General features: G+C 70.0%; 24 protein-coding genes. 13 read left to right on the forward strand and 11 right to left on the reverse strand.

Going from position 1 to position 26,338, the window contains the following annotated elements; translation table 11 throughout:
* Positions 1-2: 2 nt before the first annotated feature.
* Complete coding sequence (locus FN829_RS04905; RefSeq protein ID WP_142985882.1) at positions 3-1,283, reverse strand: amidohydrolase; 1,281 nt, start codon at positions 1,281-1,283, stop codon at positions 3-5.
* Between the two features lie 132 nt (positions 1,284-1,415).
* Between FN829_RS04905 and FN829_RS04910 the strand changes: the two genes are divergently transcribed.
* Both FN829_RS04910 and FN829_RS04915 read left to right on the forward strand, forming a co-directional pair.
* Positions 1,416-2,399, forward strand: coding sequence for an NAD(P)-dependent oxidoreductase (locus FN829_RS04910; RefSeq protein ID WP_142985883.1), 984 nt, complete (start codon positions 1,416-1,418; stop codon positions 2,397-2,399).
* A 122-nt stretch (positions 2,400-2,521) separates the two neighbouring features.
* The gene (locus FN829_RS04915; RefSeq protein WP_185955685.1) at positions 2,522-3,046 is read left to right on the forward strand and encodes a DUF4870 domain-containing protein; all 525 of its coding nucleotides are present in this window, start codon (positions 2,522-2,524) and stop codon (positions 3,044-3,046) included.
* Between the two features lie 21 nt (positions 3,047-3,067).
* Here the strand turns inward: FN829_RS04915 and FN829_RS04920 are convergent, their stop codons facing one another.
* Positions 3,068-4,246: a M24 family metallopeptidase gene (locus tag FN829_RS04920; RefSeq protein WP_142985884.1), complete on the reverse strand. Its 1,179-nt coding sequence runs from the start codon at positions 4,244-4,246 to the stop codon at positions 3,068-3,070.
* A 141-nt stretch (positions 4,247-4,387) separates the two neighbouring features.
* Here FN829_RS04920 and FN829_RS04925 point away from each other — a divergent pair, with 141 nt between their 5' ends.
* Positions 4,388-5,353 carry an asparaginase gene (locus tag FN829_RS04925; RefSeq protein ID WP_142985885.1) on the forward strand — a complete coding sequence of 322 codons (966 nt, stop codon included), beginning with the start codon at positions 4,388-4,390 and terminating at the stop codon, positions 5,351-5,353.
* A gap of 363 nt (positions 5,354-5,716) precedes the next feature.
* On the opposite strand, the gene FN829_RS04930 is transcribed toward FN829_RS04925, so the two are convergent.
* Positions 5,717-6,778: a phosphoribosylaminoimidazolesuccinocarboxamide synthase gene (locus tag FN829_RS04930; RefSeq protein WP_142985886.1), complete on the reverse strand. Its 1,062-nt coding sequence runs from the start codon at positions 6,776-6,778 to the stop codon at positions 5,717-5,719.
* Between the two features lie 166 nt (positions 6,779-6,944).
* On the opposite strand from FN829_RS04930, the gene FN829_RS04935 reads away from it, so the two are divergent.
* Complete coding sequence (locus FN829_RS04935; protein ID WP_142985887.1) at positions 6,945-7,562, forward strand: tRNA (cytidine(56)-2'-O)-methyltransferase; 618 nt, start codon at positions 6,945-6,947, stop codon at positions 7,560-7,562.
* 51 nt (positions 7,563-7,613) lie between these two features.
* Here FN829_RS04935 and FN829_RS04940 read toward each other — a convergent pair whose 3' ends face one another.
* Positions 7,614-9,095, reverse strand: a complete 1,482-nt coding sequence (locus FN829_RS04940; protein WP_142985888.1) for an ATPase domain-containing protein — start codon at positions 9,093-9,095, stop codon at positions 7,614-7,616.
* A gap of 73 nt (positions 9,096-9,168) precedes the next feature.
* Between FN829_RS04940 and FN829_RS04945 the strand changes: the two genes are divergently transcribed.
* Complete coding sequence (locus FN829_RS04945) at positions 9,169-10,647, forward strand: PAS domain-containing protein (RefSeq protein WP_142986076.1); 1,479 nt, start codon at positions 9,169-9,171, stop codon at positions 10,645-10,647.
* A gap of 82 nt (positions 10,648-10,729) precedes the next feature.
* On the opposite strand, the gene FN829_RS04950 is transcribed toward FN829_RS04945, so the two are convergent.
* On the reverse strand, positions 10,730-11,689 hold the full coding sequence (locus FN829_RS04950) for a hypothetical protein (protein WP_142985889.1): 960 nt from the start codon (positions 11,687-11,689) through the stop codon (positions 10,730-10,732).
* Positions 11,690-11,853: 164 nt separating this feature from the next.
* Between FN829_RS04950 and FN829_RS04955 the strand changes: the two genes are divergently transcribed.
* The 4 genes from FN829_RS04955 to FN829_RS04970 all read left to right on the forward strand — a co-directional run bounded on the left by FN829_RS04955 (position 11,854) and on the right by FN829_RS04970 (position 14,660).
* The gene (locus FN829_RS04955) at positions 11,854-12,378 is read left to right on the forward strand and encodes a transcription factor (RefSeq protein ID WP_142985890.1); all 525 of its coding nucleotides are present in this window, start codon (positions 11,854-11,856) and stop codon (positions 12,376-12,378) included.
* Positions 12,378-13,073, forward strand: a complete 696-nt coding sequence (locus FN829_RS04960) for a DUF2110 family protein (RefSeq protein WP_142985891.1) — start codon at positions 12,378-12,380, stop codon at positions 13,071-13,073. Before FN829_RS04955 ends, FN829_RS04960 begins: the two co-directional genes overlap by 1 nt.
* A gap of 14 nt (positions 13,074-13,087) precedes the next feature.
* On the forward strand, positions 13,088-13,864 hold the full coding sequence (locus FN829_RS04965; RefSeq protein WP_142985892.1) for a DUF5803 family protein: 777 nt from the start codon (positions 13,088-13,090) through the stop codon (positions 13,862-13,864).
* 109 nt (positions 13,865-13,973) lie between these two features.
* Entirely contained in the window at positions 13,974-14,660 is a 687-nt protein-coding gene (locus FN829_RS04970) for a competence/damage-inducible protein A (RefSeq protein ID WP_142985893.1), read from the forward strand.
* A 181-nt stretch (positions 14,661-14,841) separates the two neighbouring features.
* Here FN829_RS04970 and FN829_RS04975 read toward each other — a convergent pair whose 3' ends face one another.
* The gene (locus FN829_RS04975) at positions 14,842-16,098 is read right to left on the reverse strand and encodes an ArgE/DapE family deacylase (RefSeq protein ID WP_142985894.1); all 1,257 of its coding nucleotides are present in this window, start codon (positions 16,096-16,098) and stop codon (positions 14,842-14,844) included.
* Positions 16,099-16,370: 272 nt separating this feature from the next.
* Here FN829_RS04975 and FN829_RS04980 point away from each other — a divergent pair, with 272 nt between their 5' ends.
* Positions 16,371-17,474: an ATP-NAD kinase family protein gene (locus FN829_RS04980; protein ID WP_142985895.1), complete on the forward strand. Its 1,104-nt coding sequence runs from the start codon at positions 16,371-16,373 to the stop codon at positions 17,472-17,474.
* A 32-nt stretch (positions 17,475-17,506) separates the two neighbouring features.
* Here FN829_RS04980 and map read toward each other — a convergent pair whose 3' ends face one another.
* The gene (map, locus tag FN829_RS04985) at positions 17,507-18,415 is read right to left on the reverse strand and encodes a type II methionyl aminopeptidase (protein ID WP_142985896.1); all 909 of its coding nucleotides are present in this window, start codon (positions 18,413-18,415) and stop codon (positions 17,507-17,509) included.
* Between the two features lie 125 nt (positions 18,416-18,540).
* Positions 18,541-19,083: a carboxymuconolactone decarboxylase family protein gene (locus FN829_RS04990; protein ID WP_142985897.1), complete on the reverse strand. Its 543-nt coding sequence runs from the start codon at positions 19,081-19,083 to the stop codon at positions 18,541-18,543.
* A gap of 173 nt (positions 19,084-19,256) precedes the next feature.
* On the opposite strand from FN829_RS04990, the gene FN829_RS04995 reads away from it, so the two are divergent.
* Together FN829_RS04995 and FN829_RS05000 are read left to right on the forward strand one after the other, a co-directional pair.
* Positions 19,257-20,186: a 1,4-dihydroxy-2-naphthoate polyprenyltransferase gene (locus FN829_RS04995; RefSeq protein WP_142985898.1), complete on the forward strand. Its 930-nt coding sequence runs from the start codon at positions 19,257-19,259 to the stop codon at positions 20,184-20,186.
* A complete protein-coding gene (locus FN829_RS05000; RefSeq protein WP_142985899.1) occupies positions 20,186-21,286 on the forward strand; it encodes a mandelate racemase/muconate lactonizing enzyme family protein in 1,101 nt (366 codons plus the stop codon). The genes FN829_RS04995 and FN829_RS05000 overlap by 1 nt, the downstream gene beginning before the upstream one ends.
* A 21-nt stretch (positions 21,287-21,307) precedes the next feature.
* Here FN829_RS05000 and FN829_RS05005 read toward each other — a convergent pair whose 3' ends face one another.
* A complete protein-coding gene (locus FN829_RS05005) occupies positions 21,308-21,859 on the reverse strand; it encodes a hypothetical protein (RefSeq protein ID WP_142985900.1) in 552 nt (183 codons plus the stop codon).
* 108 nt (positions 21,860-21,967) lie between these two features.
* Positions 21,968-22,333 (reverse strand): hypothetical protein, encoded by a 366-nt coding sequence (locus tag FN829_RS05010; protein ID WP_142985901.1) that lies wholly within the window; start codon positions 22,331-22,333, stop codon positions 21,968-21,970.
* Between the two features lie 110 nt (positions 22,334-22,443).
* On the opposite strand from FN829_RS05010, the gene FN829_RS05015 reads away from it, so the two are divergent.
* Positions 22,444-25,122: an AAA domain-containing protein gene (locus FN829_RS05015; protein ID WP_142985902.1), complete on the forward strand. Its 2,679-nt coding sequence runs from the start codon at positions 22,444-22,446 to the stop codon at positions 25,120-25,122.
* Between the two features lie 37 nt (positions 25,123-25,159).
* Here FN829_RS05015 and FN829_RS05020 read toward each other — a convergent pair whose 3' ends face one another.
* Positions 25,160-26,230 carry a pyridoxal-phosphate-dependent aminotransferase family protein gene (locus FN829_RS05020; protein WP_142985903.1) on the reverse strand — a complete coding sequence of 357 codons (1,071 nt, stop codon included), beginning with the start codon at positions 26,228-26,230 and terminating at the stop codon, positions 25,160-25,162.
* Positions 26,231-26,338: the final 108 nt, after the last annotated feature.

Here is a 26,338-nt window from a genome sequence, read left to right on the forward strand (position 1 = left end):
CGTTATCGCCCCGCGTCGCCGACGCCGAGGACCGCCTCGGTCAATACCTCGACGCCGATGGGAAGGCTCTCCTCGTCGACGTCAAACGTCGGTGAGTGGTGGCCGGTGGGGTGGTCGGTGCCGACGATCATGTACGTCGCGAGTCCGCCGTTCGACTGGACGCGGTCCATCAGGTACGTCGCGTCCTCGCTCGCGCCGAAGTCCGCGACCGGCAGCACCTCGGTCACGCCCTCGACCCCCTCGGCGACGGAGGCGACGTGGTCTGCGAGTTCCGGATCGCTGTCCGCCCGCGGACACTCGGTCGTGACCTCGAACTCGAGCTCGCAGCCGTGCGACTCGGCGGCCCCGCGGAACGCCCGCTTCAGCCGCGATTTGCCGTACTCCTTGAGCGCCGTCGTCTCGCCGCGGGCCTCCGCCTCGACGCGCGCGCGGTCGGCGATCACGTTGCTCGCGGTCCCGGCCTCCGCACGTCCCACGTTCACGCGGGTCATTCCCTCGCTGTGTCTGGGGATCCCATACGCGTTCGAGATGGCGGTACCGAGCGCCTGCATCGCGTTGTCGCCCTCCTCCGGGGACTTCCCGGCGTGCGCCGACGTGCCGTGGAAGGTGGCCTCGACGTGGGCGATCGCGAGCGCCCGCTCGATCCCGGCGACGACCCGACCGGTGGGGTGGCCGAGACCGACGTGGACCGCGAACAGGTAGTCGATCCCGTCGATGAACCGGCTCTCGGCCATCGGATGGCCGCCGCCGCCGAGCTCCTCCGCGGGCTGGAAGAAGGCGACGAACCGCCCGGAGAAGTCGCTCTCCTTCACGGCCTCGAGCGTCGCGAGCCCCATGGTCATGTGGGCGTCGTGGCCGCAGGCGTGCATCACGCCGTCCGTCTCCGACCGGAAGCCCTCGCGGACGGGGGCGTGGTCGTCGTCGGTCGACTCCTCGATGAACAGGCCGTCGATGTCGACGCGGAGCCCGACGGTCGGTCCCTCACCGCGCTCGAGGACGGCCACGCAGCCGGTGACGCCGCCGGCGGTTCGTTCGAGCACGTCCTCGCGCGCGCCGAGGTCGCGGGCGCGTTCGACCCACTCGTCGTAGGCGTCGTCCTCGAGGACGCCCATCCGATCGTCGGGATCGTACGCCTCGCGGCCGACCGCGAGCTCGTCGACGCCGATCCGCTCTATCTCCTCGACCAGTCGGCTCGTCGTGTAGAACTCGCGCCAGCCGGGCTCGGGGTGTTCGTGGAACTCTCGGCGCGTCTCGACGAGCCGCTCGGCGACGGACCCTGTCATGTGTGTCCGTGGCGCCCGAACCCACTTAAGCATACACGATGATCGTGTACGAGAGCTACAAGAACTACAAAAAAGGTAAGTAGCGTACCGTCGAATCCGCGGACGTCACCGCCGCACGGCGGCGGATCCACCATGAGCGACCAGCCAGATATCGTCGTCCTCCGTCAGGGGACCGAGGGACTGTCGATGGGATCGTACGCCGAGACGCTCCGCGAGCGCCTGCCCGACCGCGAGGTCGCGCTGGCGCGGACGCCCGCGGAGGAGCGCGAACTCGTCCCGCGGGCGCGAGTCGTTACCGGGATCACGGTCGACGAGGCGCAGATCGCCGACGCGGACCACCTGGAGCTGTTCGCGTGTACCTTCGCCGGCACCGATCACGTGCCCGTCGAGGCGCTCGCGGACCGCGGCGTGGCCGTCACCAACGCCGGCGGGATCCACGCGCCGGGGATCGCGGAGCAGTCGATCGCCAACATGCTCGTGTTCGCCCGCCGGCTCCACGAGGGGTGGCGGCGCAAGTCGAACGCGGAGTGGCGGCACTTCCAGTCGTACGAGTTCACGGGCAGCACCGTCACCGTGATCGGCCTCGGCTCCATCGGCCAGCACGTCGTCGACCGCCTCGAGGGGTTCGACGTGGAGACGATCGGGGTCCGCTACACCCCCTCGAAGGGCGGCCCGACGGACGAGGTGGTCGGCTTCGAGGAGGACGCGATCCACGACGCGCTCTCCCGCAGCGACTACGTCGTGATCGCGTGCCCGCTCAACGACCTCACCCGCGGGCTGATCGGCGAGGCGGAGCTGGCGACGCTGCCGCCGCACGCGGTCGTCGTCAACGCCGCCCGCGGCGGGATCGTCGACACCGACGCCCTGGTGTCCGCGCTCCGATCCAGCGGACTCCGCGGGGCCGCCCTCGACGTCACGGACCCGGAGCCGCTGCCCGCGGACCACCCGCTGTGGGACCTCGAGAACTGCCTGATCACGCCCCACACCGGCGGCCACACCCCGAAACACTGGGACCGGCTCGCCGACATCGTCGCCGACAACGTCGCCGCGCTCGATTCCGGCGGCGACCCCGCCGACCTCCGGAACCTCGTCGCCGCGCCCGACGACGGGAACTGAGTTACCGTGCGGTGACGTCGCCGGCGACACCGAGGGGGCGGAGCCGCCGAGCGTCGTCCGTCTGTAATTCGTCATCCGTCTTTAATACCTCAGCGAGCGTATGTGTTCTCGGTGTACTATCAATGGTAACCGATCGGTCAACCGCCGGAGACGCCGTCGACGCCGCCGTCGAGGAATCGACGAGCGACCCGCTCGCGGGAGAGAAATCGATGGGTGCGGAGGCGGTTGATCCGCAGACGACGGAGTCGGAAGCGGCCGCGACGCCCGCCGACACGGCGACGGGTACCGGGCTCGAATCCAACGTCGCGGGCGCGCTCAGCTACCTGCTCGGGCCGATCACGGGCGTGCTGTTCTACGTCCTGGAACCCGAGGACGCGTTCGTCCGGTTCCACGCGGTCCAGAGCACGCTCGTCTTCGGCGGGCTGTTCGCGGCCTCGCTGGTGCTTTCGGTCGGTCTCACACTGCTCTCGTTCCTGCCCGGTGTCGGGTGGATCGCGGCGGCGGTGTTGGGGATCGGAGGCCTGCTCCTCACGCCGGTCGCGCTCCTCGCGTGGGCGTTCCTGCTGTACAAGGCCTACATCGGCGAGGAGTACGCGGTGCCGCTCGTGGGCTCGTACGCCCGGTCGTACGCGACCGTCGACGAGTGAGTCCTCGCCGCCGTCCGCCCTCTATGCCGTGAACAGCCGGCGCGGGAAGTCCGCGAGGGTCTCCGCGCCCGTCGAGGTGACTCGGAACGTCTCGCTGAGTTCGACGCCGAACTCGTCCTCCCACAGCCCCGGGATCATGTGGAAGGTCATCCCCTCCTCCATGACGGTCTCGTCGCCGGGACGGATGCTGGCGGTGTGTTCACCCCAGTCCGGCGGGTAGCCGAGCCCCATCGAGTAGCCGATCCGGTCCTCCTTTTCCACGCCGTACTTCGCTATCGTCTCGCGCCACTCCCGCTCGACGCGCTCGCAGGTGACGCCGGGTTCGACGACGTCGAGAGCGGCCTCGATCCCCTCGACGACGATGTCCGCGGTCTCCTGAACGGCGTCCGGCGGGTCGCCGACGAACGTCGTCCGCGCGAGCGGCGAGTGGTAGCGGTGGCGACAGCCCGACAGTTCGATGAGGACGGGATCGCCCTCCTCGAACTCGCGGTCGGTCCAGGTGAGGTGTGGCGTGCCCGTGTGGTCGCCGGAGGGCATGAGCGGGACGATCGCGGGGTAGTCGCCGCCGTACTCGTCGGTGCCACGGACCAGCCGGTCGTAGATCGCGGCGGCGGCCTCGTACTCCGGGACGCCCGCTTCGATGGCGTCGAGCCCCGCTAACATCGCCTCCTCGGAGATGCGGGCGGCCTCCTCCATGTAGGCGATCTCGCGGTCGGATTTGTGTATCCGAAGCCAGTTCACGAGGAGGTCGGCGTCGACGAACTCCGCGTTCGGGAGTTGCGACTGGAGTCGGGTGTACGACTTCGCCGTGAAGTAGGAGGCGTCCATCTCGAGGCCGATCCGGCCGCCGTCAACCTCCAGGTCCTCGAGCACGTCGGCGAGGAAGTCCATCGGGTGGAGGTCGTACGGGGAGTGGACGTGGTCGTCGCTGTACGCGCGCATGTTCTCCTCGGCGAGCCACGTCGTGGCGCGCGCCCCGTTGCGGTCCATGTCCCGCCCGACCCACACCGGCTCGGGGTAGTCGCGCGTGACGACGACGGCCTGGTGGACGTAGAAGGACCAGCCGTCGTAGCCCGCGAGGTAGTTCATGTTCGCCGGGTCCGAGACGACGATGGCGTCGAGGTCGCGCTCGTGGAGGCGCTCCTTGGTGCGTTCGACCCGCGATTCGTACTCCGACCGTGGGAAGACATCTTGTGGCATGGTCCGGGCTCTACCGGTCGTCTCTCGCACGGATGTAAAATATTTCGTGTATCAGAACTACGGAAACCGTTTATTCTCGCCACGGCTGACGCTCCCGCGGAGGGGAGAACGCTTATGCGAGTCCGCCGGACAGGAGGTGGCATGACAGTCACTGTCGTCTCGACCGGCGGCACGATCGCCTCGACGCCGGACACCGGCGGGGACGCGAGCCCGGAGCTCACCGGCGAGGACCTCGTCTCCGCCGTTCCCGAGCTGGACGGCGTCGCGGACGTCGACACGCGGGAGTTCTCAAACGTCCCGAGCCCGCACTTCACGATCGAACAGATGGGAGACCTCGCGCGGTTCCTCGCGGAACTCGACGCCGACGAGGACGTCGAGGGGATCGTCGTCACGCAGGGAACGGACGTGCTCGAGGAGTCGGCGTACTTCGTCGACCTCTGTTATCGCGGCGAGACGCCGGTCGTCTTCACGGGCGCGATGCGGAACCCCTCGCTCCCGAGCCCGGACGGCCCCGCTAACCTCCTCGCGAGCGTGAGAGCGGCGACGAGCGAGCGCGCGTCCGGCCGCGTGCTCGTCGCGTTCAACGACCGGATCCACGCGGCCCGGGAGGTGACGAAGACGAACTCGATGAACCTCGACACGTTCCGGTCGCCGGAGTTCGGCCCGCTCGCCGTCGTCGACGAGTCGCGCGTCACGTGGCGGCGGACGCCCGAGTCGCCCGATCCGGACCTCGACGTGGCGTACGACGACCTCACGAACGACGTCCACGCTGCCTTCGTGACCGCGGACATGCCGCCGGCACAGCTCGCTCCCGCCCGCGAGAGCGATGCGCTCTGTCTCGCGGCGACGGGCGCCGGCCACATCCCCCCGACGATCATCCCCGAGTTGGAGTCCATCGCGGAAAACGGCGTCCCGATCGTCGCGACCACGCGGTGTCCGGAGGGTCGTCTCGCGCGGGACACCTACGGCTTCCGCGGAAGCGAGCAGACCCTTCAGGATCTCGGGTGTCACTACAGCGACCTGAACCTCCAGAAGACGCGGATCCGGACGATCGTCGGGCTCGCGGCTGAGCGTTTGGAGGAGGTCTTCGAACGACCGGGGGAGTGATCGACGCGATACGAAGAAGATCGTTGCTGGGGCGGTGAACACGACCGCGGTGAACTCCTCCAAAGCCCCAGTCGCGACGGCTCGCGCGGCTCCTTGCGCGCCTCCTCGCTCGCTTCGCTCGTTCCTGCGGTGCTTACGTCGCTGGGCGTCGCCCTCGCGACTGCCCCGTTGAGTCCCACCTCGCCCCGCAACCGCCCCGTACCTCACGCCTCCCCAACCTCGCGGCTCGCGGTTTCACCGCTCGCCGCGTCCCTCGCGTGCTGCTCGCGCCCTGCCGGGCGCTCGCAGGCGCGCCACCGCAACCGATCACTCCTCCATCTGTACTGAACGATCGGGGGACGAACTCACCGCGACGAACCGACTCTACTCCCCCAACGATCGGACGGCCGAGACCGCCTCGTCGACGGGGGGCGCGTCGAACCAGTCGGTCCCGGTGTAGGCGTTCGCGCCGGCGGCGTACATCGCCGAGACCGCCTCGAGGACCTCGTCTGGAAGCTCGATCGGCTCCTCCTCGCAGAGTTCGCGCCAATCGGCGAGGTCGCGGTCGGCGACCGCCGCCTTCGCCTCGCCGACCGCCGCGACCCACTCGGGGTCGGCGCGCTTGTACCACTGGCGGACGACCTCCTTCGAGACCTGCTGGCCGCCGTAGGAGAACCGGTTCTCGTCGAAGGTGCCGACCACGTCGGCGACGCGGAGTTCCCCGTCGACGTACAGACACTCGATCTTGCCGTCCTCGTGGACGAACCCGGTCTCCTCGGCGCGGTCGGTGACGACGCGGTTCACGTCGCGGGCGAGGTCCGCGAGCGCGTCGACGTCGGCACGACCGGCGATCCGGTCGGCCTCCTCGCGGGAGAGGTAGCGGTCCTGCTCCTCGTACTTCGTCGAGAACTCCACGACGGGGTCGGGCAGGTCGACCGACTCGTCCGGCCACTCCTCGAAGGGCAGGTCGAAGTCGGCGGGGTCGCGCCGGCTCCGGAGGCTGGAGCCCACGGGGACCGTGTTCCGGAAGACGACCTCGAGGGGGACGAGGTAGTTCGCCCCGCCCGCGGCGTGGAACGCGTCGTAGTCGTACCCCGCGTCGGGACCGTCATACGGGAGGTCGGGCACCTGCGTCAACGCGATCGCCATCTCGGTCGGCGGCGCGTCGGCCTCGGCGAGGGGGACGACCGCGTCCTCGGGATCGGTCCCGGACTCGACCGCGACGGGGTCGACGACGCCGCGGTAGTGGGTCGGGACGCCGGCGTCGGCCAGCCGCTCGAAGTTGAACGCGCCCATCACGCAGAGGCTCGCGCCCTTGAGCGGGATCGCGTCGGGCATCTGCCCCCAGTCGAACACGGAATAGGCGTCGGTGAACGCGAACCGGCCGCGGCCGAGGGCCTCGGCGGTCGCGGGCTCGACGACGCGGAACTCCTTGACGCTCGTCATACCGGATCCGCGACCGCCTCCCAAATGAATCTTTCAGTTACGTGGTCACCTCGACGCGTCGGCAACCGGATCGATCCAGTTTCGTGGATCGTACTCGTGAGGTGACGGCGATCGGCGGGCCGACGCCATCGAAAGGCCCTCACGCCTCCCCGTCGCAGGTGGGCGTATGACCGAGAAACGCGAGGTCGCCGTCCTCCGGTACGGCCACCGTCCCGGACGGGACGACCGCATGACGACGCACGTGGGTCTGACTGCCCGGGCGCTCGGTGCGGATCGGGTGATTCTCCCGGACAACGCCGGGCAGTCGGCGGAGACGGTGCGGGACATCACGGACCGGTTCGGCGGTCCCTTCGACGTCGAGTTGCGCGACGACCAGAAGGCGATCGTCCGGAACTGGGAGGGAGTCGTCGTCCATCTCACCATGTACGGCGAGCGGATCCAGGACGTCGAAACCGAGATCCGCGAGGCGGTCGCCGGTGACGGGCGAGCCGGCGACGAGGCCACCGACGGCGAGGAAGTGATCGACGGCGACGATGACGGCGAGGAGGGCCGGGACCTGCTCGTCGTCGTCGGCGGCGAGAAGGTTCCGTGGGCGCTCTACGAGCGGGCCGACTTCAACGTGGGCGTGACGAACCAGCCGCACTCGGAGGTCGCCGGCCTCGCGGTCTTCCTCGACCGCCTCTTCGAGGGCGCGGAACTCGACCGCGAGTGGAGCGACGCCGACCGCCGTGTGGTGCCCGAGGCGACCGGCAAGACGGTAGTCGACGCGGACGACGACGGGTAGTTCGGGATCCCTCGGAGTCCGATCGCTCGCTCGATTTCGGAGTCGGACCGCTCACCCGTCCTCGGCGTCTCCCCGTTCGTTCCGGCGATCGACGATCTCCGGGGTCCCGCTCAGGATCCCACGCATTCCCGACATCGGCTCGCCGACCTTGATCCCGTGTTCCGTGATCTCGAACTCGCGGATCGTCCGCTCGAAGTCGCTGGTTCGCTTTTTCAACACGCCGATCGCCTTCCGCATCTCGCCGTGTAACTCCAAGTGCCGCAAGAAGACGATGTTGTCGGCGAGGTAGCTGATGTTCTCCATCGTCGCCTGGAACTCGCCCGTGACGTTTCGCGTCTCGTCGACGAAGATGGCGGTCGCGCCCATGTTCTTGAGGTACCGGCCGAGCGCGTGCATCTGTTGGAGCATCGTTCCTCCCTCGCCCCGGAGGGTGAGCCGGTAGCCCGAGATGCCGTCGACCATCACGATGTCGGCGTCCCGCTCTTCGACCTCCTCGCGGACCATCCGGGCGAACTCCTGGGGCGACCGTTCGAGAGCCTCGACCTCGTTCACCCGGAGCGTTCCCTTCTCGATCATCCGGTCGACGGGGATGTTGATCGCCCGCGACCGCTTAAGAAACGTCTCCTCGGTCTCCTCGAAGAGGTAGATCACCGAACGCTCCCCGCGGCCGGCCGCCTCCTTCATGAACTGCGTGGACAGCGTCGTCTTGCCGACCCCCGTCGGTCCGCTGACGATGCTCACGGTCCCGCGCTTGAGCCCGCCGCCGAGCAGCTCGTCGACCTCGGGGATCCCGGAAGAGATCTGCTCGGACTCGTACTCGCCGACGTGCTCGCCCGGCTGGAGCGCCGGGTAGACCTCGATCCCCCGGTCGGTGATCCGGTAGGCGTGTTCGCCGCTCTGCGTCGAGGAACCGCGGAACTTCGGCACGCGGATCGACTTCCCGTGGGCCTCGCTTCCCAACACGATCGTCCCGTCAGTGATGAACTCGAGGTCGTCGGTCGGCAGCGACTGCGTGTCCTGTACGGTGAACAGCACGGTCGCGTTCCGTCCCTTGAGAAAGCGCATGAACCCGACGACCTGCTTGCGGAACTGGTAGTCGTCGTCGGTCAGGAACCGTAACTGCGTCAGGGGGTCGACGACGACGCGGTCCGGATCGGCCTCGATGACCCCGTCGACGATCCGTTCCGTGAGCGACTCGCGTTCGACCTCCGAGGGGGCGAACACCTCGTAGGACCGGCCCTCGGTGAATACGTCAGCGTTCGGGCTCAGATCGAGGAAATCGATCGCGTCGGTGTCGAATCCGAGCGCTTCGGCGTTCGCCTTCAGGTCCTCGATGTCCTCCTCGAGGTTGATGAAGAGCACTCTCTCGCCTCGCTCGACGCCCTCCGCGAGGAAGTGGAGTCCGAGTATCGTCTTCCCGCTCCCCGCCCGCCCGCTGATCATGTAGCTCCGCTCCGGAACGAGTCCGCCGGCGAGGATCTCGTCGAGACCGACGACGCCGGTAGAGAGTCGCTCGGACAGTGCTGGTGACATCTCGTCGAACGTTCGGTGACTGATAATATAAATGGATAACACTTAGTGGACGTGCGTGCTCTCATTACTGGAGATGGTCTCGGGTTTCGAGGACGCCCAGTCGGGGACGAGCCGCGGCACCCCCGAACCCGAGCGTCAGCCCACGCTGTTGTTGTTCATGCGGCCGGGGCGCGACCGAGAGCTGCTGGCGGAGGCGCTGCGTGATCGATACCGGATCGAAACGGCGACCGACCCGGCGGCGCTCGAGTCGACGTTCGACTGTTGTCTCCTCGACGTCGACGGGTTCGAGCGGACGGCCGAGATCGCCGAATCCAGACGGCAGCGGTCGGACCCCGTGTTTCTCCCGTTCGTCCTGTTGATCCCGGAGAGAAAGAGCGACTCGGCCGTCGAGAACGCGTGGGACCGCGTCGACGACGTGATCGACCTCCCGGTGAAACGCGCCGAGCTGGCCGCCCGGATCTCGAACCTGATCGAGCGGCGCGAGACCTCCCTGCGGCTCGCCGAGCGCGAGCGACGGCTCGAGGAGACCGTCGATGAACTGCGGCTGAAAGAGCGGGTGATGGACGAAGCGCCGGTCGGGATCGCCCTCGCGGAGCCGGGAGCCGACGAGAACCCCATGACCTACGTGAACGCGCAGTTCGAGGAACTCACCGGCTACGGCTCTGAGATGCTCGGCGAGGACTGTCGGTTCCTTCAGGGCGAGGAGACCGACGCGGAGACGACGGCGCGGATCCGGGAGGCGATACGCGCCGAGGAGCCGATCGCCGTGGACGTCCTGAACTACCGGGCGAACGGCCGGAAGTTCTGGAACCGGCTCACGGTCGCGCCGATACGCGGAGACGACGGGACCGTCACGAACTACGTCGGGTTCCAAGTGGACATCACGGATCGCAAGATCCGCGAGCGAAGACTGGAGGTGATGAACCGAGTGCTCAATCACAACCTCCGGAACAAGATGAACCTCATCGACGGCTACACGGAGCTCTTACGCGAGGAACTCGACGACGAGCACCGAAAACCGATCGAGGTGATCGAGGAAACGACGAACGACCTCATGCGGATCGCGGAGGCGGTCCGGAAGATCGATCACACGCTGTCGTCGACCGATTCGGCCGAAACTCGAGTCGCGTTACGTGACCGGCTCTCCGAACTGGTGAGCAGGTTCGAGGGGCGGTATCCGAACGCGACCTTCGAGCTGTCCGTTCCGGAGGGCGACCCCCTCGAGATCGTCGCGGTCGGCCTGCTGACGGCGCTCGAGGAGGGGATCGAGAACGCGGTCAAGCACAACGACGACGCGCACCCGTCGGTCTCGATCCGGGTCGACCGCACGGATCCGGGGTGGCTCGCGATCGAGATCGAGGACGACGGACCCGGGATACCGGACCACGAGACGTACGTGCTCGAGCGCGGCGAGACGTCGCTGAAGCACGCGGATCGGCTGGGTCTCTGGCTGATGTACTGGGTCGTGAGCAAAGCCGGTGGCGACTTCTCCGTGAGGACCGTCGAGGGGGAGGGAACGACCCTTCGGCTGTCCGTCCCGACCGAGCCGTGAGAGCCTAGCTGTCCGTCCCGACCGAGTCGTGAGAGCCGAGAGCCCCCGGTGCGGCGGAGCGGTCGATGTCCTCCTCAACCCCCTACAACGCCCGTTTCGTTCGGAGCCTCGCGAGCCGAACGCGCGCCTCCTGTCGGCTCGTCCCGCGCACTCGACCTGTCTCGTCGTCCGCCATCGAGACGAGCGAGAGCCGGTCGAAAAGCGGCGGCCAGTCGGCCGACCCGGCGGCCTCTCCCGCGAACGCGATCGCGTTCGCGAGTCCGTCGCGTTCCGCCTCGCCGGTCCGAGACACCGCGGCGTCGGCGGCGCGTCGACGGTCGCCGACGAACAGCCGGTCGCCGACGACCGCCGGGATCCACGCCGGGAGCGCGACCAGCCAGACGAACAGGCCGGCGGCGGCGTACGCGGGCGCCGGGATCCGCTCGCGGTCGGGCTCGTAGCCGTGGATCCGGTTGACGCGGCGGTCGGATGGACTGCGGTCCGATCGCCGTCCGACGAGTAGCGTCGCGAACAGCGTCACCCACTCGACGACGACGAGCCCGGGCAACGCCGCCGTCGTGAACGCGGCCTCCCGGGTCCGAAGCCGGACCATCGCGTGGCGCAAGGCGGCGTCGCGGTCCGCCGCCGGCAGCGAGAGGAGCCGCGTGGAGACGACGAGCCGCGGTCCCCGGTGGCCGTCGGCGACGGCGACGTTGGCCGCCTCCGCCCGCACGGCCGTGACCGGCGGCGGATCGACGCCGACCGCCTTCGCGACCGCCTCGACCCGCGAGTCGATGAACGCCGCGGGGCGGTCGTCGAGGTCGGCCGCCGGGAGCCGCGCGATCCGTCGATCGACGAGGACCGGGCCGAGGACAGCGGCGGTCCCGAGCCCGACGACGACGGTCGCGAGCGCGACGGCCCCGGGGCCGAGGTCGACGCCGCCCGCGACGCCGAGGAGCCACGCGAGGGGAACGATCGGGATCGCCGCGAGGACGACCGGGACGGTCGCGAGCGCGAGCGCGCCGACGGCCGTGAACGCCCGTTCGATCGGACCGGAACTCATACGCGAGACCCGTGAGTCGGGCGGCGTATAGCTCTGCCGGAGCCGACGGGGCCGTCGGACCGGATCGTCCGGGAAGCCGTCGGTCCCGTCGGGGGCGGCCCGGCCGGAGCCGTCGGCTCCGCCTTCCGGAGCTTTTAACCTCGCTCCGCCGCCAGATCACGGTAATGGCTTTTGAGGACCTGTTGAACGACCCCGTCATCCAGAAGTACCTCCACGAGCTCGTGGGGCCGACGGGGATGCCGGTCGCGGCCGCACCACCCGACGGCGAGGTGACCGACGAGGAGTTGGCCGAGGAGCTCGGACTGGAACTCAACGACGTCCGCCGCGCCCTCTTCATCCTCTACGAGAACGACCTCGCCACCTACCGGCGGGTCCGCGACGAGGACTCCGGCTGGCTCACGTACCTCTGGACGTTCCACTACGACAACATCCCGGAGAACCTCCAGGAGGAGATGTACCGGCTGCTCGACGCGTTGGACGACCGCGAGGAGTACGAGCGAACCCACGAGTTCTACCTCTGTGAGGTGTGCTCGCTCCGCTTCGAGTTCGGCGAGGCGATGGACTACGGCTTCGAGTGTCCCGAGTGCGGCTCGCCGCTCGACGCGATGGAGAACGACCGGCTCCAGGAGGCGCTGTCGATGCGTCTCGACGAGCTTCGAGACGAACTCAACGCGGACGTGACCGGCTGATGGTCGTTCTCGCGACCAAGTGCTACGTCGAGGGCGACGCCCGCGACCGCGCGCTCGACGGGATGTCCTCGCTCGTCGACAACGACGTCGGGGAACTCGCCGTCGACTGGACGATCGGCGTCCGCGACGACGGCTTCGTCCAGGTGGACGTGACCGGCGAGGACGCCACGGTCGCCCGGAACGTCCTCGCGGAGACGTGGGGCGAGATAGTCGCCCACGACGCGGGGCTCTCTCCCGGCGAGACGTACGTCGGCACCCTCGAGTCGTGGGACGACGAGGGGTTCGTCCTCGACGCGGGCGAGGAGGTCCACGTTCCGGCCGAGGAGCTGGGCCTCGGCGTCGGATCCCCCGAACAGGTCGTCGAGCGGTTCGGCCTCGTCCAGCACCTGCCGATGGAGTTCGTCTACGGCGGGGAAAGCGGCGGTCCGGACGCCGAGCCCCACCGGCTCTCCGACGCCGAGCGCGACCGCCTCTACGACTGGCAGCGTGGGCCAGGGCGGCTGAACGTCAACTCCGCGACGCGCGGGGAGGTGCGCGCGACCGTGAACCGCGCGGGCCACGCGCGGGACATCGTCACCGTCGAGCGGCTCGGCCTCCTCGAACAGAGCATCGTCTGTACCGAGAACACGGACCCGCCGGGGTTGCTCGCCGCGATCGGTTCGTATCTCCCGGCGGAGATGCGCTGTGTCGTCTGAGGTGAGCTGAACACGTGAACCGACGCTTCGCGCTCGCGGTGGCGCTGGTCGCGTTGCTCGCCGCCGGCGCCGGCTGTCTCGGGTACGCCACCGGCGGCGGCGAGGTCACGAACGAGACCCTCGACGCCGAGCCGCCGCGCGAGTACGACTTCGACGCCGACCGCGACGCCGTCTTCGAGCTCTCGACCGACGCCCGATACACGGTCGTCTACGACCTCTCCGGTCGCGACGAACTCCGTCTGTACCGACAGACGCCGTACGCGGGCGATCAACCCCTGGAGTTCGAGGCGTTCCGGTACCGCTACCCCGACGGCGAGGTGGTGACCGGGAGCGAGTTCCGCGCCCGCGGCGGCGAGGTCGATCGGACTCCCGACGAGACGTGGATCCGCCTCGCCGACGACATGGAGGGCGGAAAGGTCGCCTTCTCGGGTGCCGGCTCCCCCCGGCGCTTCACGTCGCTGGCGTACGTCGAGGGCTCCTACGCCGTGACGCTCCCGCCCGGATTCAGCACGGACTTCCCGCTCGTCGGGCACGTCTCGCCGCGGAGCTACGAGGTGGAGACGGTCGGCGACCGCGACCGGATCGTCTGGGAGGAGGTGACGGGGTCGATCGTCGTCCAGGCGTACCGCGAGACGGACCTCACCGTCTTCGGCGGGATCCTCGCCGTCGCGGTCCTCGTCGCGGTCGTGGGGACGCTCCGGTTCAAACGCCAGCTCGAGGAGCTCCGCGAGCGACGCCGCGAGATGGGCGTCGGCGTGTACGACGACGAGGACGACGACGGGTTCCTCTGAAACGGCGGCCGAGCCGGATCGTCGCGCCGACGGCCCGTCCGATCAACGACGACCCGTACTCGATCCGACCGCCGGCGACCTTTTTTACTCGCCGCGCGTGGGTCCGTCCATGAACGCCGCGATCGTCACCGTCGGGGACGAGCTCCTCGTCGGGGACACCGAGAACACGAACGCGACGTGGCTCTGCGGCCGCCTCGCCGACCGGGGCGTCGCGGTCCGTCGGGTGACGGTCGTCCCGGACGAGGTCGCGGAGATCGCCCGCGTCGTCAACGAGTACCACGCCGAGTACGACGCCGTGATCGTCACCGGCGGGCTCGGGCCGACCCACGACGACGTGACGATGGAGGCGGTCGCCGCCGCGTTCGGCCGGGAGGTCGTCGAGAACGCGGAGGCGGCCGCGTGGCTCGAGGAGCGGGGGTACAGCGCCGACGACCTCGCCGCGGAGACGACCCACCTGCCCGCGGGCTGCCGGCCGCTCCCCAACGACGAGGGCGTCGCTCCGGGCGCGGTCGTCGAGTCGACGTACGTCCTTCCGGGCGTCCCGGCGGAGATGAGAGCGATGTTCGGGCGCGTCGAGTCGGCGTTCGACGGCGTTCCGACCCACGCGGTCGTCGTCGCCGTCGACGAGCCCGAGAGCACGCTCATCGGTCGGTTTTCGGAACTCAGAGAACGGTTCGACGTGAGCGTGGGGTCCTACCCGGGCGAGAGCGTCAGGGTGAAGATAACGGCGGACGACGCGGCGGAGGCCGAACGGGCCGCCGCGTGGCTGCGGTACCGGGCGGAGTTGGTCGAGTGACGAACGGGCCGTGAGGGGGACAGGGGATCGCGGTCGCCGCGGTCAGCGCGCGAGGTAGGCGACCCACACGGCGGTGACGATCAGGCTGACGGCGAGCACGGCGAGCGCGGTCGCCTCGATCGGGAGCGGCTCGGGCTGGACGGCGGACAGGATCATGCCCGCAGGTTGTCCGGGTCCCGGCTTAAATGTTGATCTTCGTCTCGGAACGCAGGAACGACGAGACGGCGTCGGCGATCACGTTCCGACTCGTCTCGACGTCGGACCAGCGGACCGACTCGTTCGGGAAGTGTCCCCGCTCGATGTTTCCGGGCCCGAAGAGCACCGTCGGGATCCCCGCCGCCTGATAGTGCCGCGAGTCGGCCCCGTAGGTGGCTCCGACCGGAGACGCGTCGGAGAGGCCGTTGCGCGACATCGCGCCCCGAACCGACCGGACGACCGGTTCGTCGACGTCCACCGCCGCCGGTTCGAACTGGATCGAGAAGCGTTCGATCGACGGCGGGTGTTCGGCGAGCCAGTCGCTCTCGGCCGCGACGGCGTCGATCGTCGACCTCACCGCCGACTCGACCTCGTCGACGGTCTCGCCCGGCGCGACGCCGACGCGGATCTCGGCGGTGAGCGACGCCGCGACGGAGGACGCCCACGCGCCCGCTTCGACGGTTCCTATCGATATCGGCCACGGGTTGTCGTACGCCTCGTACCGCGGGTGTGTGACCCGGTCGGCGCGAGTCGACTCGAGCTCACGGAGCGCGGTGCGGATCCGTTCGAAGTGGGGCAGCACCGACTCCCCGTTCCATCGCGTCGCCGCGTGTGCGGACCGCCCCTCGAGACCCACTCGGAGCATCACGGATCCCTCGACCGCCGTCACCGGCTTCAGCTCCGTCGGCTCGGCGACGATCGCGGCGTCACGGTCGAACGGATAGGGGTTGGAGACGGCGGCCGCGGCCGCGCCGATCCCGCCCTCCTCCTCGCCGACGACGCTCTCGACCACGACGCGCCCGTCGAGACCGGACGGGTCGCAGTCGGCGAGTTCCCTCGCGGCGAACACGCAGGCCGCGAGTCCGGACTTCATGTCGACCGCGCCGCGCGCGACGAGCCGGTCGCCGTCCCACGTCGGCGAGAACGGGTCCGTCTCCCACGCCTCGTCCTCGACCGGAACGACGTCGACGTGTCCGTTGAGGACCACGGTCGGGCCCCTTTCGGGGTCGCCGAACTCGAGGACGCCCGCGACGGACGGTCGACCCTCCACGTCGATCGCGTCGGGGTCCGACGGGAACGAGGGGTGTTCCGCGAGCTCGGCGGCGTCCGCGGTCCACCGGTACGTCTCGAAGCCGAAGGCGTCGAGCCGACCCTCGAGCCACTCCTGAGCGGATCCCTCGTTACCCGACGTCGTGCGGTGTGACAGCAGCTCCTCGGTGAAGCTCCGGAAGGCCTCGCTCATCGTCCTCCCGCCGATCGTTCTTTCGCGGAGCGTTCCGGGTCGGTTCGGGCCTCGTCGTGTCCGGCGTGATCCCTCATACGCTTCGAGCCGAGAGAACCAGTGAATATAAATCTATCTCAGAATCCGTATGTAATCGATAGATATACGTATAATTCCCGTTTGAATCCGATCCTGTTTCGTTTCAACCGAGTTTCGTTGTACACCGGCGCAGAGGAATTCGGACCGTCTCCCCGTCCGCGATCCGTTAAGTGGCCGCCGCCGAAACGTCGGGTATGCACGTCGGCGTCGTGATGAACCCGATCGCCGGGATGGGCGGTCGCGTGGGGCTGAAAGGGACCGACGGGAAGGTCGAGGAGGCTCGCGAGCGCGGGGCGAAGCCGCGCGCTCCCGACCGGGCGAGGCGGGCGATGGATCGGCTCGCCGCGGTCGCACCCGAGACCGCCGTCTCGACGGCGGCCGACCCGATGGGCGAGCGGATCGTCCGCGAGGCCGGCTTCGAGCCGGTCCGGGTCGTCGACCCGTTCGAGAGCGAAGAGCGGCGGGGGACCGACGACGCGCCCATCGAGACGACCGCCGAGCACACCCGTCGCGCGGTGGAGGCCTTTCTGGAGGCGGGCGTCGACCTCGTGTTGTTCGTCGGCGGCGACGGCACCGCGGCGGACGTGGCGACCGCCCTAGAGGGCACGGGCACGCCGATGCTCGGCGTTCCCGCGGGCGTGAAGGTGTATTCCTCTGTGTTCGCGGTCTCCCCAGAGGACGCCGCGGAGGTGGCGGCGACCTTCTCGCGGACCGAGCGGCGCGAGGTGATGGACATCGACGAGGACGCCTACCGGGAGGGGGAGGTCCACCCGGAGCTTCGCGGGGTCGCACACGTCCCCGTCGCCGACGACCTTCAGTCGTCGAAACAGACGGCGAGCGGGACCGTCGAGTCGCTCGCGGAGGGGGTCGCGGACGACATTCGAGCGCGCGAGGGGGAGGGCGTCACCTACGTCCTCGGCCCCGGGTCGACGGTGGGCGCGATCAAGGCCGAACTCGGCTTCTCGCCCTCCCCGATCGGCGTCGACGTCTGGCGCGACGGCGAGGTGGTTGCCCTGGACGCGACGGAGTCGGAGATCCTGGCGGCACTCGGCGAGGAGAACGAGATCGTCGTCTCGCCGATCGGCGGACAGGGGTTCGTCTTCGGGCGGGGGAACCCGCAGCTCTCGCCGGCCGTGATCCGCGAGTGCGACGTGCGGATCGTCGCGTCACGCACGAAGCTCGACGACGTGCGAGCGCTCCGTGTCGACACGGACGACCCCGAGCTCGACGCCGAGCTGTCGGGGTGGGTGCGCGTCCGCGTCGGGAAGTTCGAGACGCGGATGATGAAGATCGTCTGACCGAGTCCCGCGGCGAGAGATCCGGCGGCGAGCTAGTCGTCGAAGCCGTGGATGCCCGCCGTTGTCACCTCGACGCCGTCGTCGGTGATCAACAGGGTGTGTTCCGCCTGGCTCACGAGCGCGTCGTCGGCCTCCTTGAGTACGGGGTAGCCCTTGATCACGTTCGCCTGCTTCAGGCGGCGAAGCGCCATGCCGGCGCGGTCGTCGGAGAGCCACCGGGCGGCGAAGGGGAGCCCGTCGAATTCGGCGATCTCCTCGAGCGCCTGCCGCGCCCTGCGATCCCGGACGCTCTTCTCGCGTTCGAGCTCGAATATCTCCTCGTCGGTCCCCTCGCCGACCTTGCCGCGGCCGTCGGTCGCGAACGGCTCGATGGCCACCGCCTGCCCGGGCTCCAACTCGACGGAGCGGTCGACCCCGCGGTTCGGGACGTTCGGACCGGTGTGGGCGTCGTACCGCTCGACGCCGTGCCCGGAGAGGTTCAGAACCGGCGTGTAGCCGTACCCGCGGATCACGTCCTCGATCGCCTTCCCGACCACGCCGACCTCGACGCCGGGACCCGCCTCGTCGACGGCGGCCTCCAGCGCCATCTCCGCGGCCTCGACGAGTTCGACGTTGCCGGTGTGATCGACGGTGACCGCGGCGTCGGCGATGTAGCCGTCCACGTGGACGCCCACGTCGAGACACACCATCTCCTCGCCGAACTCCGTCTCGTCGTCACGGGACGGGGTCGCGTGCGAGGCCTCGGAGTCGATGCTGAGGTTGACGGGGAACGCCAGTCCCGCGCCCTCCTCGCGGACGAAGTCCTCCACCCACTCGGCGACCTCGAGTTGCGTTCGGCCCGGTTCGACCATCGACTTGGCCTCGTTCACCGCCTCGACCAGCACCGCGCCGGCCTCCCGATAGCTCTCGACCGCGTCGTCGTCGAGGGATCCGTGGCTCATGCCCTCGGGTTCGTCGAGGGGCCGCAAAGAGGTTGCGGGAGCGGATCGGTCGGCGCGTCGACCACGCTGACCGGCCCGGCCCGCCGCGGCGAACCGCACCGACCCGCACCGCCCCGCCTTCCCGCTCACCGCGGGTCCCACCCGTGGAACGCCGTTCCCGACTCCAACTCCAGGTCGAACGCGCGGATGAGCCCGCCGAGCGCGGCGTACCCCTGCGCGGTGGCAGCGATCCCGACGATCTCGGACTCGTCGTACAGCGCGGCGATCGACTCGTGGGTGACGGCGTCGACCGACTCCCGAACGACGGCGCGGACGTACTCCACGAGCGTCCGTTCGCCGTCGTCGAGCGCGGTCAGATCCCCGGTTCCGACCCCGGCGATGACGGCGTCGTCGATGCCGACGTCGCGCGCGATGTTGACGTGCTGGTGCCACTCGTAGCGGTTGTCGATCGTCGCCGCCGTCGCGAGGATGACGAACTCCCGTTCCCTGTCCGTGAGCCCGCTGTCGTGCCACAGCGAACGCAGGAACGCCCGCATCCCCGCGAGGACCGCGGGGTTATTGCCGAGCGATCGGTACACGTTGAGCGGCTTCCCTTGGAGGACGGACTCCAGTAGCTCCTCGTGTTCGTCCGGAACGTCCGCCGGCTCAGCGTATGGGACACGCGCCATACGCCCGACGCGGTCGCACGGCTGTTAGGTGTACGTGAGCCGGCCGTCTTCACCGCGACCCGACTCGACCGGTCGTCGACGTGCGAGACCGCGGACGTCGAGTCCCCCCGTCGATGCCGGCGAACCCGCCGTCGATGGGAAGCTTAAGGGGAGACACCCCCCAAGCGTCGGTAATGGCTACGGAGGTGTCGCGTCGGCGGGCGTGGGTGATCGCCGCGCGACCGCAGACGCTCCCGGCGGCGGCCGCACCCGTGATCGTCGGCGTCGGACTCGCTCTCGGAGCCGGCACGTTCGCGCCGCTCCCGGCGGTCGCGGCGCTCGTCGGCGCGGCGCTGATCCAGATCGGGACCAACTTCGCGAACGACTACTACGACGCGATCCAGGGCGCCGACACCGACGACCGCGAGGGGTTCACCCGCGTCGTCGCCAGCGGCCTCATCGAACCCGCGGAGGTCAAACGGGCCATGTGGCTGACGTTCGCGGCCGCGATCGGCGTCGGCACCTACCTCGTCTCCGTCGGCGGCGTCCCGATACTCGTGATCGGACTCGCCTCAGTCGCCGCCGGCATCGCCTACACCGGCGGCCCCTACCCCCTCGGCTACCACGGGCTCGGCGACGTGTTCGTCTTCGTCTTCTTCGGGCTGATCGCGGTTGCCGGAACCTACTACGTTCAGGCGGCCGCCCTCGTGGGCGAGACGTTCCCGCTGTGGCTCCCCGACGGCACCGTCACGCTCGCGGCCGTCGTCGCCAGCCTGCCGGTGGCCGCGCTCTCGACGAACATCCTCGTCGTCAACAACGTCCGCGACCGCGAGGAGGACGCGGAGACGGGCAAACGGACCCTCGCCGTCCGCTTCGGCTACCGGTTCTCGCGGGTCCAGTACGTCGGCCTCCTCGGGCTCGCGTACGTCACTCCGTTCTGGTTCGTCGCGACCGGGGACGGGCTCGCTCCCCTCCTCCCGCTCTCGACCCTCCCGCTCGCGGCCGGCGTCACCCGGACCGTCCTGACCGAGACGTCCGGCGACGCGCTCAATCCCGCGCTCGAATCGACCGGCAAGCTGCTCGCGGCGTACGCGATCGCGTTCGCCGTCGGCCTCGCGGTCTGATGCGGCTCCGTCCGTTCTCCGTCGCGCTCGCGACTCCGCTACGGACCGCCCGCGAGGAGATGACCGAGCGGCGGGGGTTCCTCGTCGGCGTCGGCGGTGACGCGGATCCCTCCGACACCGATTCTCCCGCCCCCGCCCCCGGCGTCGGCGAGGCCGCTCCGCTGCCCGGGTGGACCGAGTCGCGCTCGGCGTGTGAGCGCGCGCTCCGCGAGGCGGCCGCGGAGCCGGCCGGTCCGGCGACCGTCCTCGCCGACCTCGACGCCCGGGAGACCCCCGCCGCCCGCCACGGCCTCGCGCTCGCGCTCGCCGACGCGGCCGCCCGCGACGCGGACCGGTCGCTTTCCGCCCACCTCGCCGACCGAGCGGCCCACTCCGGCGACCGGTTCGACCCGCCGAAACCCGCTGACTCCGTCCCGGTCAACGCCACGATCGGGGACGGGACTCCGGAGTCGACGGCGGCGGCCGCGGAGCGCGCGGTCGACGACGGCCACCGCTGTCTGAAGGTGAAGGCGGGCGCGCGCTCGCTCGAGGAAGACCTCGACCGCGTCCGCGCGGTCCGCGAGACCGTGGGGGCAGCGGTCGACCTCCGCGCGGACGCGAACGGCGCGTGGGACCGATCGAGCGCGCGCTGGATGCTCGACCGGCTGGAGTCGCTCGGTCTCGGGTACGTCGAACAGCCGCTTCCGGCGGCGGCCCTCGACGCGACCGCCCGGTTGCGCGCGGAGAGCGAGGTCCCGATCGCGCTCGACGAGTCGCTCGCGGCGCACTCCGTCGCGGACGTGTTGGCGGCCGACGCGGCCGACGCGCTCGTCATCAAGCCGATGGCGCTCGGCGGGCCGGATCGCGCGCTCGACGCGGCGCTCCGGGCTCGCGAAGTCGGCGTCGAGCCAGTTATCACGACGACGATCGACGCCGTCGTCGCCCGGACTGCGGCCGTCCACGTCGCGGGCGCGGTCCCCGACGTCCCCCCCTGCGGGCTCGCGACGGGTGACCTGCTCGTCGAGGACCTCGCGCCGGACCCCTGTCCGGTCGTCGACGGCCGGATCGAGGTGCCCGACGGACCGGGGATCAAGGGCGGCGCGTTCGACGGGCTGGTGTGACCCGATTCCGTCGGCGGGCTCTCAGTGGAACCCGCGGTCCACGTCGTCCTCGTCGATCAGGTCCTCGAGCTCCGCCGAGAGCAGCTCCTCCGCCTCCTCGAAGGTGTCACCCAGCTCGTCGAGCTCGTCGGGACGCCCGTCGAACTCGTAGTCCATGGGACCGAACGCCGGGGAGTCGATCGCCTCCATCACGTCCTCGAAGAGGTGATCGGGGTCCGTGGGTGCCTCGGCGTGGACCTTCAGCGTCTCCTCAAGTCGGGTCGCCACGTCCTTCGCCTCGTCCTTGCTCTCGGGGGGCGACCGCACCGCGAACCGCCCCGGCGACCCCTCGGTGGGGAGGAGCGGGTCGAGTTCGTCGTCGACCCGGCGGGCGACCCGCGTGCCCACCCCGCGGAGGTCACGCGGGTTCTTCGCGTACGTCTTCAGGTGGTAGACGCCGACGCTCGGGTGCCCGAAGTAGAGGTCCTCGCCGAGCCCCCCGCGGCGGGAGCCGGCGACGGCGCGCCAGCCGTCCGGATCGGTCGAGTCGCTCGCGACGTCCGCGAGGATCTCCTGCCAGTCGCGTACGCGCATGTCGGCGTCACGTTGCGCCGGAGTCCGCATGAGCGTGTCGGTCGCGGCGACGGAAGTCGGTGGATCGAGTCGCGAAGATGGACCACGGAGAGGGACTCCTCCGACGTCTCACCGCTCGTACACCGGCTTCCGCTCGGCGCGCGCGGAGTACGACTCCCACGCGATCAGAAGCGACCCGCCGACGAGAAAGAGGTAAGCCAGCGGCGCGTCCGCCCCGGCGATCAGGTCGGCCGATCCCCAGAGCACGAGCACGCCGTACAGCGCGATCCGGAAGCGAGTGGTGTCGTACCCCTCGCGAAACGTCCCCCAGACGACGACCGCCGCGATGTAGAGGCTGACGAGCGCGTCGCCGGCGGCGGCGAGCCCGGCGCTCGAGACGCGGAGGTACGCGCTCGCGACGGACAGCGCCGCCAGCACGACGACGAATCCGACGACGACGGGCCGCCCGTAGCGGTCGTACGGCGAGTCGCTCATGACCGGCCCCACGCGCCGGACGGTAAGGAACCCTCGGGTTCGCCCCGTCGGAGTCCGAATCCGTCCCCCCGCACCGACAGCGTTTTTCGCCGCCGACGAGGATGGGAGGCGTGAACGTTCGGGGTCCGATCGTCTCCGTAGGAGAGACGCGAACGGTGTCGACGTCGTACGGCGAGCGCGACCTCCGCGAGCTACGGGTCCGCCCGGAGCGCGGCGCGGCCGAGCCGGTCGACGTGACGCTGTGGGGCGACTGGACCGAGACCGGCGAGCACGCCGAACCCGGCATGGAACTGCTCGTCACGGGAGCGGAGGAGGACGACTACGGGGGAGAGACGGGGTACGCGACGACCGGCGACTCGTGGGTCGTGCTCGAGCCCGACTTCCTCGTCGACGTGACCGGGATCCGGTCGTGGGTCCAGTGTCCCCGGATGTACTACCTGAACAAGCTCTCGGGGATCCCGCTGAACTACCCGGTCGTCAAGGGGACGATCGTCCACGAGGTGTTCGGCGACCTGTTGCGGGGGATGGACCTCGAGGCGTCCGTGAGCGACCGCGTCGAGGAGGCGGGGCTCGAGCTCGGCCTGCTCGGCTACGAGCCGTCGGAGGTGGAGGATGAGGTGCGGCGCAACGCGGCCGCGATCGAGGGGTGGCTCGCGCAGGGCACTCTCACGGACGAGGACACGTGGCGCTCGGAGTTCACGCTCCTCTCGCCGACGTTCGGGCTGAAGGGACGCGCCGACGCGCTCCGGCGCGGGACCCCGGTTGAACTCAAGACGGGCAAGAACACCAACCGCGAGCCCAGGTTCCAGGACAAGATACAGGCGGCCTGCTACGCGCTCATGCTCGAGGAACGCGGCGTCGACCCGGACATCGGGACGCTCCTGTACACCAAGAACACCGCGCTCGAGCGCAACGAGGAGAGCGGCGACCTCGCGCCCGCCAAGGAGTTCGCCGTCGGCGACGGCCTGTTGAAGTTCGTCGTGCGCGAGCGCAACGCGCTCGCCGCGATGGAGTGGCGCGCGCTGGACGACCCCGGCGAGCGCCCGACGGTGCCCACGGGGTACGAGGCGGACGCGAACTGTAGCTACTGTTTCGAGCAGGACGCCTGTATGGTCGTCTCCGGTCGCCTCGACCAGGAGTCGAAGGCGGGACAGGTAGGGAGCCCCGTCCCCGACGAGGAACGCGACTACTTCGACCGCTTTTACACCGCCATCGAGGAGGAGCGCCGCGAGACGCACGCGGAGTACCGGAAGCTCTGGGAGCAGACCCCCGAGGAGCGCGCGGCCGACGACCGGGCGCTGATCGGTCTCGAACCCGTTTCGCGGACCGAGATCGACGACAACCGCTGGGAACTGCGCGCCCGGAAGCCGGACGACGCGGTCTCGAAGCTGCGCGAGGGCGACGTGGCGCTCGCGAGCGACGGCGACCCCGTGACCGGCCACGCCGAGCTCGGTCGGATCCGCGAGTTGGGCGAGGAGGTCGTCGTCGAGACCGACGAGCCGGTCGACCTCGGACGGCTCGACGTCTACCCCTCGGAGATCTCCGTCGACCGGATGCTCACCGCCCTCCACGATGCGGTGTTGAAGGGGAGCGAGCGACGGAAAGACGTGGTCTTCGGCCGTCGCGAGCCGGAATTCGCCACTGACGGCGACTCCTCGACGTACATCGACAACAACGCCGCCCAGAACGAGGCGGTCTCGCTCGCGGTCGACGCCGAGGACTGCGCGCTGATCCACGGCCCGCCCGGGACGGGAAAGACGTACACCATCGCGCGGACGATCCGCGCGCTCGTCGCCGACGGGAACCGCGTGTTGCTCTCGGCGTTCACGAACCGCGCCGTCGACAACGCCCTCGAGGCGCTTCGTGATCAGGGATTCAACGACGTGCTCCGGGTCGGCAGCGAGACCGGCGTCCGCGCCGACATGCAGGACGTTCGACTGGTCGAGCGCGGCGACCCGAACGAGAAGGCGGCGGAGCTTCGGGACGCCCCCGTCGTCGCGGCCACGACCGCCGCCTGCGGCTCCCGCGTCATGCGCGAGTGCGAGTTCGACGTGGCGCTCGTCGACGAGGCCTCACAGCTCACGGAGCCGAGCACCCACGCCGCGATCACGCTCGCCGACCGGTTCGTCCTCGTCGGCGACCACGAGCAGCTCCCCCCCGTGGTCCGCGCCGAGAACGACCTGAAGACCTCGCTGTTTCAGCGACTCATCGAGGCGTACCCCGACGCGAGCGTGATGCTCGACCGGCAGTACCGGATGAGCCAGCGGATCCAGGCGTTCGCGTCCGCGGAGTTCTACGACGGTGCGCTCCGGCCCGCAACCCCCGAGGTCGCCGGCCAGCGGCTGAGCGACCTCGGCGTCGACCCCGCCGACCTCGCGCCCGAACTGACCGGCGGCGTGGGGTTCGTCGACCCCGGCGGCGAGCGCGACGGTAACCGCAACGTCCGGGAGGCCGAACGCGTCGCGGGGGTCGTCGACGCCTACCTCGCGGCCGGGGCCGACCCCGACGACGTCGGCGTCATCGCGCCCTTCCGCGCGCAGGTCGCGGAGATCGGCCGCCGCACGGACGTGACCGTCGACACCGTCGACCGGTTCCAGGGCTCCTCGAAGGAGGTGATCGTGGTCTCCTTCGTCGCGACCGGCGACCTCGACGGCCCGATCTTCGAGGACCACCGCCGGGTGAACGTCGCGCTCACTCGCGCGAAAAAGCAGTTGACGCTCGTCGGCGACGCGAGGGCGCTCGGTTCCGATCCCTTCTACGGGCGGATGCTCGAGTGGGCGCGGCGGTAGCGGTCGGCCGCGTCGGCGGCCGGCGTCGCGATCGCCCTCACAGCACGGCCTCCAGCGCGTCCATCGTCTCGTCCACGCGCTCGACGCGCGCGGCGTGGCCCATGTGTCCGACCCGCAACAGGTCGTCGGCGAGGTCGCCGAGCCCGGTCGCGACGAGCACGTCGTGTTCCTCGTGGAGCCGATTCTGTAGCTCTTCCGCCCGACCGGGGACCTCGAAGGCCGTCACCGTCGGCGAACACCGCTCGAGGTCGGCGAACGGCTCCAGACCCAACTCCGCGCCCCGTTCGCGACAGCGCGCCGCGGCCGCCTCGTGTCGGGCGTAGACGTCGTCGAGGCCCTCCTCGAGGAGGAGCGAGAGTGCCTCGTCGAGCGCCACGACGTTCGTCGTGAGGTGGGTGTACGGGAACCCCCCGTCGGTGTCGCGCCACGGCAGGAAGTTCGTGTACAGCGAGTGCGGGTCGTGTTCCTCCATCGCCGTCCACGCTCGTTCGCTGATCGCGGCGGTGGTGAGCCCCGGTGGCGCGCTGAAACACTTCTGGGAGGCCCCCAGACAGACGTCGATCCGCTCCGTCGGAACCGGCGTGCCGCCGAGCGAGGAGACGGCGTCGACGACGGTGAGGACCTCCCCGTCCGCCGCCTCCAGCAGGTCGAGCGCGGGGGCGAGGTCGTTGAGCGTTCCCGTGGGGGTCTCACAGTGGACCATCGTCGCGAGGTCGTAGTCGGCGTCGTCGGCCGCGAGCGCGTCCTCGAGGTCCTCGAGCGGAAGCGGGTCGTCGTAGGGGGCGTCGACCACGGTCGCCTCGCCGCCGTACGACTCGACGAAGTCGGCGAACCCGTCGCCGTAGAGCCCGTTGGACAGACACAGCACCTCGGTGCCGGGCTCGACGAGCGAGGCGATCGCGGCCTCCAGCCCCAAGATCCCCTCGCCGCCGGGGACGACGACGTCGTGTGAGTCATCCGTTTCGAGGCCGTACACCGACTCGAGCCGGTCGACGAGGTCGGCGTAGATCCCCTGAAACACGGGGTCGACGTCCGGGTTGATCAGCTCGCGACTCATCGCCTCGCGGACGGGTTCTGGGACCGCGGTCGGCCCCGGCGTCATGAGCATACGTCGTCACTCGCGGCCGTCGGGATAAACGCCCCGGCGGGACGGCGGCACGGCGGCACGCACCGGAGACGGGGAGGCCCGCGCGGACCTCGCCGAAAGCCAAAAGCC

This window comes from Halorubrum cibi (assembly GCF_900182635.1).
Taxonomy (GTDB): Archaea; Halobacteriota; Halobacteria; order Halobacteriales; family Haloferacaceae; genus Halorubrum; species Halorubrum cibi.

What these genes read in the sequence shown, in the direction of transcription:
- FN829_RS04950 (WP_142985889.1), bottom strand. Translation starts at nt 11,689, where the DNA reads ATGAGTTCCGGTCCGATCGAACGGGCGTTCACGGCCGTCGGCGCGCTC.
- FN829_RS04940 (WP_142985888.1), bottom strand. Translation starts at nt 9,095, where the DNA reads ATGTCACCAGCACTGTCCGAGCGACTCTCTACCGGCGTCGTCGGTCTC.
- FN829_RS05020 (WP_142985903.1), bottom strand. Translation starts at nt 26,230, where the DNA reads ATGCTCATGACGCCGGGGCCGACCGCGGTCCCAGAACCCGTCCGCGAG.
- FN829_RS04920 (WP_142985884.1), bottom strand. Translation starts at nt 4,246, where the DNA reads ATGCCACAAGATGTCTTCCCACGGTCGGAGTACGAATCGCGGGTCGAA.
- FN829_RS05010 (WP_142985901.1), bottom strand. Translation starts at nt 22,333, where the DNA reads ATGAGCGACTCGCCGTACGACCGCTACGGGCGGCCCGTCGTCGTCGGA.
- FN829_RS04975 (WP_142985894.1), bottom strand. Translation starts at nt 16,098, where the DNA reads ATGAGCGAGGCCTTCCGGAGCTTCACCGAGGAGCTGCTGTCACACCGC.
- FN829_RS05000 (WP_142985899.1), top strand. Translation starts at nt 20,186, where the DNA reads ATGCGGCTCCGTCCGTTCTCCGTCGCGCTCGCGACTCCGCTACGGACC.
- FN829_RS04955 (WP_142985890.1), top strand. Translation starts at nt 11,854, where the DNA reads ATGGCTTTTGAGGACCTGTTGAACGACCCCGTCATCCAGAAGTACCTC.
- FN829_RS04925 (WP_142985885.1), top strand. Translation starts at nt 4,388, where the DNA reads ATGACAGTCACTGTCGTCTCGACCGGCGGCACGATCGCCTCGACGCCG.
- FN829_RS04945 (WP_142986076.1), top strand. Translation starts at nt 9,169, where the DNA reads ATGGTCTCGGGTTTCGAGGACGCCCAGTCGGGGACGAGCCGCGGCACC.
- FN829_RS04980 (WP_142985895.1), top strand. Translation starts at nt 16,371, where the DNA reads ATGCACGTCGGCGTCGTGATGAACCCGATCGCCGGGATGGGCGGTCGC.
- FN829_RS04995 (WP_142985898.1), top strand. Translation starts at nt 19,257, where the DNA reads ATGGCTACGGAGGTGTCGCGTCGGCGGGCGTGGGTGATCGCCGCGCGA.
- FN829_RS04910 (WP_142985883.1), top strand. Translation starts at nt 1,416, where the DNA reads ATGAGCGACCAGCCAGATATCGTCGTCCTCCGTCAGGGGACCGAGGGA.
- FN829_RS04905 (WP_142985882.1), bottom strand. Translation starts at nt 1,283, where the DNA reads ATGACAGGGTCCGTCGCCGAGCGGCTCGTCGAGACGCGCCGAGAGTTC.
- FN829_RS04990 (WP_142985897.1), bottom strand. Translation starts at nt 19,083, where the DNA reads ATGGCGCGTGTCCCATACGCTGAGCCGGCGGACGTTCCGGACGAACAC.
- FN829_RS04935 (WP_142985887.1), top strand. Translation starts at nt 6,945, where the DNA reads ATGACCGAGAAACGCGAGGTCGCCGTCCTCCGGTACGGCCACCGTCCC.
- FN829_RS05005 (WP_142985900.1), bottom strand. Translation starts at nt 21,859, where the DNA reads ATGCGCGTACGCGACTGGCAGGAGATCCTCGCGGACGTCGCGAGCGAC.
- FN829_RS04915 (WP_185955685.1), top strand. Translation starts at nt 2,522, where the DNA reads ATGGTAACCGATCGGTCAACCGCCGGAGACGCCGTCGACGCCGCCGTC.
- FN829_RS04960 (WP_142985891.1), top strand. Translation starts at nt 12,378, where the DNA reads ATGGTCGTTCTCGCGACCAAGTGCTACGTCGAGGGCGACGCCCGCGAC.
- map (WP_142985896.1), bottom strand. Translation starts at nt 18,415, where the DNA reads ATGAGCCACGGATCCCTCGACGACGACGCGGTCGAGAGCTATCGGGAG.
- FN829_RS04970 (WP_142985893.1), top strand. Translation starts at nt 13,974, where the DNA reads ATGAACGCCGCGATCGTCACCGTCGGGGACGAGCTCCTCGTCGGGGAC.
- FN829_RS04930 (WP_142985886.1), bottom strand. Translation starts at nt 6,778, where the DNA reads ATGACGAGCGTCAAGGAGTTCCGCGTCGTCGAGCCCGCGACCGCCGAG.